Origin of the sequence: Rhodopirellula sp. JB055 (genome assembly GCF_043100905.1) — a bacterium.
In the GTDB taxonomy this organism is placed as follows: domain Bacteria; phylum Planctomycetota; class Planctomycetia; order Pirellulales; family Pirellulaceae; genus Rhodopirellula.
Window position 1 is genome coordinate 1 of sequence record NZ_JBICHO010000306.1, and the last position, 5,212, is coordinate 5,212.

The 5,212-nt window shown below is 55.2% G+C and carries 4 protein-coding genes; all 4 read right to left on the minus strand.

Annotated elements, in window-relative coordinates; translation table 11 throughout:
• A partial coding sequence (locus tag ACF8AM_RS12070; protein WP_392555870.1) for a hypothetical protein occupies window positions 1-261 on the minus strand: 261 nt, incomplete at its 3' end.
• Between the two features lie 330 nt (window positions 262-591).
• The gene (locus tag ACF8AM_RS12075) at window positions 592-2,073 is read right to left on the minus strand and encodes a catalase (protein WP_392555871.1); all 1,482 of its coding nucleotides are present in this window, start codon (window positions 2,071-2,073) and stop codon (window positions 592-594) included.
• Between the two features lie 303 nt (window positions 2,074-2,376).
• Window positions 2,377-3,747 carry a Y4yA family PLP-dependent enzyme gene (locus ACF8AM_RS12080; RefSeq protein ID WP_392555872.1) on the minus strand — a complete coding sequence of 457 codons (1,371 nt, stop codon included), beginning with the start codon at window positions 3,745-3,747 and terminating at the stop codon, window positions 2,377-2,379.
• A 142-nt stretch (window positions 3,748-3,889) separates the two neighbouring features.
• Window positions 3,890-5,212 (minus strand): FAD/NAD(P)-binding protein (locus ACF8AM_RS12085; RefSeq protein ID WP_392555873.1); only part of this gene is annotated, 1,323 nt, incomplete at its 5' end.

Genomic DNA, 5,212 nt, shown 5'->3' on the forward strand with positions numbered 1-5,212 from the left:
ATCACCGCTGATGACTTGCCCAGAGGAATCTCCCAGGGCAATCTGGATCGATTCGGTGATCTCCAACTCACTGCCAAGCGTGATCGCGGTCAGACCATCGGCGAACGTGATGCTGTCGATTTCGGTGGCGGTCGGATCACCGGCGACGGTGTCGGCGCTGACGGCCGCGTTGGTGTTTGAGGCTTGGATGGCTTCTCGAAGACTGATCATCCCATCCTCGGCGACGACGTCCATCGCCGTGTCGACGACGTAGGCAGCCAAGACCCGGCGTTCTTCCAACTTCTCGCCGATCAGTCGGTTCAGTGTCCTGCGTCGGCCGTTCGCCCTGCGTGACTTCGTGGTTCGAAATTTCGCCGATTGATTTCGGTTCGTACTTTGGTCACTTCTTTCGTTTGGTTGATTTTCGAGCAGGAAGGCAGAACGGAAACCGAACATAAAGTTCTCCAATGAGTCAGAAACAGATGAGGCAAGATGTCGAGAACCACCTAAATCACGCAATCCCCCGCGTTTGACCGCACCGGGTACATAAAAAAAGCGATGGCCACCCGAGTTAGGGATGATCACCGCTGAACAAAGCAACAGACATACCGCTCATGCAATTGGGATCGGTTGTGACGCCGGTTCGTCGAGGCGGCTTCTCACGCCCTCGGCAAAGTCAGCGTGAACTTTGGCAAACTGAGCCAACATCTTTTCGCGAATGTTCTCCGGACTGTCCACCATCGAGTTCGAAATCGCGGTGCAAAGGCGTTCGCGGGCACCTTCATCGAGCACCTTGTTCCAGAACATCTGTGGTTGACCGTAGTAGTCTTTGTCATCGCACGGGAACTCGTCATAGCGATCGCCGTCACCGTGCACAGGCATCGGCGGCTCCATCGATCGCCCAGTCTCTTTCGGCCCTTTCATTTTATTAGGCTCGTAATCAACGGTTCCCCCGCCATTCCCGTCCACTCGCATCGTCCCGTCGCGGTGATAGGTCGCATACGGACAACGCGGTTGGTTGACGGGAATTTGGTGATAGTTCACACCCAATCGATAGCGGTGTGCATCGGGATAGGAAAGCACGCGATTCTGCAGCATGCGATCGGGTGAGATCCCAATGCCTTCGACCAGGTTGCCGGGTTCAAACGCGGCTTGTTCGACGTCCTGAAAATAGTTGGAAGGATTGCGATTGAGTTCGAACACACCGACTTCGATCAACGGATAGTCATCGTGCGGCCACACCTTGGTCAAGTCGAAGGGATGCCACTTGTAGTCTGCCGCGTCGGACTCAGGCATCACCTGAATGTGCATTCGCCATCGAGGGTAGTCACCCTTCTCGATCGCCTCAAACAAATCACGCGTGGAATAATCCGGTGCTTCGCCTGCCATCTTGATCGCTTCATCGGCGCTAAAGTTCTCTGACCCCTGTTCCGTTTTCAAATGAAACTTCACCCAGTGCCGGACACCGTCCTTGTTGTACATGCTGAACGTGTGGCTTCCGTAGCCGTTCATGAAGCGAGCGCTCTTTGGCGTTCCTCGGTCGCTGTAGAGGAACATGACCTGGTGCAAGGCTTCGGGCACTTCGCCCCAAAAGTCCCAACGACGCCAGTGAGGTTGCAAGTGATTTTGTGGCTCCCGTTTTTGAGTCCGAATGAAGTCGCTGAACTTCAACGGGTCGCGAATGAAAAAGATTGGCGTGTTGTTGCCGACTAAATCCCAAACGCCTTGATCAGTATAAAACTTCAGCGAAAATCCACGCGGGTCACGCGCTGTATCAGCCGAACCGCTTTCTCCGCCGACCGTCGAAAATCGTGCGAACGTTTCCGTCTTCTTGCCGACTTCGGAGAACAAATCCGCCATGCAATATTTTGTGATGTCGTTCGTGACCGTGAACGTGCCGAATGCTCCATAGCCCTTGGCGTGAACCACTCGTTCCGGAATGCGTTCCCGGTTGAAGTGCGCCATTTTCTCGACCAGGTGAACGTCCTGCATCAAGACGGGACCGCGTGGTCCTGCGGTTTGCGAATGTTGGTTGTCATCAACCGCCCGGCCGAATTGCTGAGTTTGAAAAGGGCACTTGGATTTTTCGGACATAGAGCTTCTTTGCTAGAAGAGAAATAGAAATCCGACCTTCACTTCCGTTTGAACGAGCGACGACAACTGTGTAGCAACATCCGAAAAGATCGTGCGAAACATGGATGCGTGTTCGAATGGAACCTCATCCAAAACAAGTCTGGGTTCCTCACGCATTAGCAAACCACGTGCCCGCAAACCACGTGCCGGTTCAGTTGTTGAGAATCTCGCGTCGCTGCTGTGGTCTCGCACGTCGGTTCCACCGCAGTCAAACTGGATGATTGTCGAACAACTCAGCCGCAGAACGCTGGCCGACCAGACTGTTCATTCATCGATCAGATCGAGACGAACCGATGGAACCGCGTGCGAGTCCACGATCAGGTTTCTAGCCAACGGAAATTGGTGCGAACGGCTTTCGAGGAAATGCATGAAGTAGCCGGCGGTGTTTGGGAAGGCGATCAAATCTCCGCGTTGAACACCGTTTGGAAACTCCATCTTCCGAAGCGAAATCAATTCTGATTCCGTGCAGTAGGCACCGACCAGATAGCCCGACATCGGTTTCCGATCGCACGAACGGTCAATGGGCATCTGTTTAGGAACCAAAATCGGATCCACTAGGAAATCATCACTGGAGGTCCGGCATTGCGTCCGGTTCATCGACAATCCAATCAACCAATCGCCCTCCGCATTCTGTTTACGAAATTCAACGCGAGCGACGGTCAAACCGCAACCGTCCAAGATGCTCCGGCCTGGTTCGCACCGCAGTTGGACGTTGAGTTCCGACAAATGATTCGCGATCGACTTGCCATCCACCACCGAGTCCAAAACGCGTGCCAACCAATGACCGCCAACTCCACGTTGGAAGAAGGGATACATGCTCGGCTTCCCGACCACACGTCCGCGTTCCACCGACAAGCCCAGCCGGTGGCTGCGATAAGTCAGTGTGTCTCTTTCGCCCAAAAGCGCCCGACGATGTTCCTGCCAAAACAGATTCCACTGGCGAGGTTCGTCGAGGTAACTCATCGGGCCCCCCCCGCCCATGTCGATGAAATCCATGGGTTGGCCAGCGGCGCTCAAACGCTGCGTCCAATCCATCGCCACTGAAAGAGCTGATACACGCTGCCCGGCATCATAGCCATCTAGGTGAAAATGGATGCCGTGAACCATGACCGGCAAAGAAGCCAAACGCTGAGGGAGTTCCCGGTCGCGATCCACGTCGAAACCGAACCGAGTCGGAAGCTTCGTGCCCTTATGCCGGAACCCGCCCAATCGCAACGCAATTCGAGCGATCCGGCCGAGCTCGTTCGCTCGGTCAACGACAACGTTCAGTTCGTCGTCGTTGTCCACGGCGATGCAGACTTGCTGTTGCAAACACAGGTCGATCAGCGATTCGCTTTTGATTGCTGCCGTGCAGATCAAATCTCTCGCCGGTACGCACTGACGCAAACATTGTCGCAGTTCATTCTCGCTGGCGGTGTCGACTCCGAAGTTTGATTCAATCGCTTCATCGACAAACCCCAGACACTTGTTCGCCTTCCGAGCAAAGAACACGCGGAAATCGAGACCACGCTGGCGAGCGACCGCGTTCAACTCCTCAACATTGCGACGCATCGTTCGTGGGCGCAAAAGATTCAGTGGTGACCCATACGTTTCCACCCAATCGAACAAGTCCTCGGAACGCAGGCAACGCTTCATCCACGGTTCGATGCGGGCATCGAGAGGCATCACCCCTCTGCAACCTCCTCGCAGCGAAGCGACCTGGTGCGTTCGCCGCTCGCCCGAGAAAATTTCTTTCATTGGAGAATCCGAAGAGAGCTCAAAAATGGCGTCGAGTACCTTATCCATTTATCTCCACCGCGATCGCACTGGCCCAGTTCTGAATTTGTGAATGCAAGGTCCGCGAGAGGGTGTCGTTGCCAACAACCCACCCCTCGGTCGCTCGGCCAAACACTGCGAGTCCTTCGCGTCCGCCCAGCACATTGCCCGAGTCATTCACGCGGATTGCCTGTGTGAGTGGATCAACCTCGACATCGCCACGCAGAATGAGTTGCGATAGCGGTCCTGTTTCATCGACTTGGCTTGGGGAAGCAATCACAGCGTTCACGACCACGGCACCGTCCGGTGCATCCGTTTGGTCACTCAGTTGTACCACGCCATCACGCATCAGACGCAGCAATTTGGCGACGCTTCCTGCTGGTGGACCAAACGCGATGCGTTCCATTTCCATTGCAACCTGTTGAAACGCCTTGTACTGACCAGCGGCCAAACCGCCAAAACTGACCTGTTCGACAATCAGTGGGTACAGGCGACGCCAAGCATCGCCCAACGCAAATGGGATGTCGATTGGTCGAGTTCCTGTTGCGACTGCGTAAGACTGCACCATCGCGCGACGTGCCGCTGACTCGTCCATTTTGTATCGCGACCAACCGCGAAACCATTCGTCAACGTCGCGAGAAGTGGTGTCTGTGCCGGATCGTGACAAAGATGCCGCTGCCGCCTCGCAGATCACACGCCAAATGTCTTTGTGGAAATTCAGCATACCGTGGTTGGGTTCACACGCTCGCAGTGACTCGCGGTATGGTTCCCAAAACGCATCGGTGATGGGCTCCACCTTCGCTGTCGGTTTGGCCAGCATGGGCCTCCCCGATCGACAGTGAACCAAGATTTTCTCGGGCTCGTTTCCACTGCGGACGTAATTAGGAAGAGCCACACCGTTTTCGAAACGACCATCGCGGCCTTCCGTCAACATCATGATGGCATCGATCGCGGTCAGCCCAAACCCGCAAATCCAAACATCACAGCGGGCCGGAATGCGATCGGTCGCAAGATTTTTCTCGACCGGGAACACAAACGCCTCATCGTCTGATGAAGACACCTTGTCCGAGGCACGCAACCCTTCGTGTCCAATCGTCAGGACAACGCGGTCAAACGTAGTCTCGTCTTCGCCATCCCAAAGCCGCCATTCGCCGCTGGATGTTTGGCTGGCAACATATCGGATGGATTCCACTCGGCTACGGACGACTTTCAGCTTCGTCCAGCGACGTAACCGTTTGCAGACCGATTCAAAACACTCGTGCAGGTATTCACCTACGACCGCACGCGGCACAAACTGGTCCGACGCGGCGTATTCGGGATAGTTCCGGTCCAACCATCCGATCAA

What these genes read in the sequence shown, in the direction of transcription:
- ACF8AM_RS12075 (WP_392555871.1), bottom strand. Translation starts at nt 2,073, where the DNA reads ATGTCCGAAAAATCCAAGTGCCCTTTTCAAACTCAGCAATTCGGCCGG.
- ACF8AM_RS12080 (WP_392555872.1), bottom strand. Translation starts at nt 3,747, where the DNA reads ATGAAGCGTTGCCTGCGTTCCGAGGACTTGTTCGATTGGGTGGAAACG.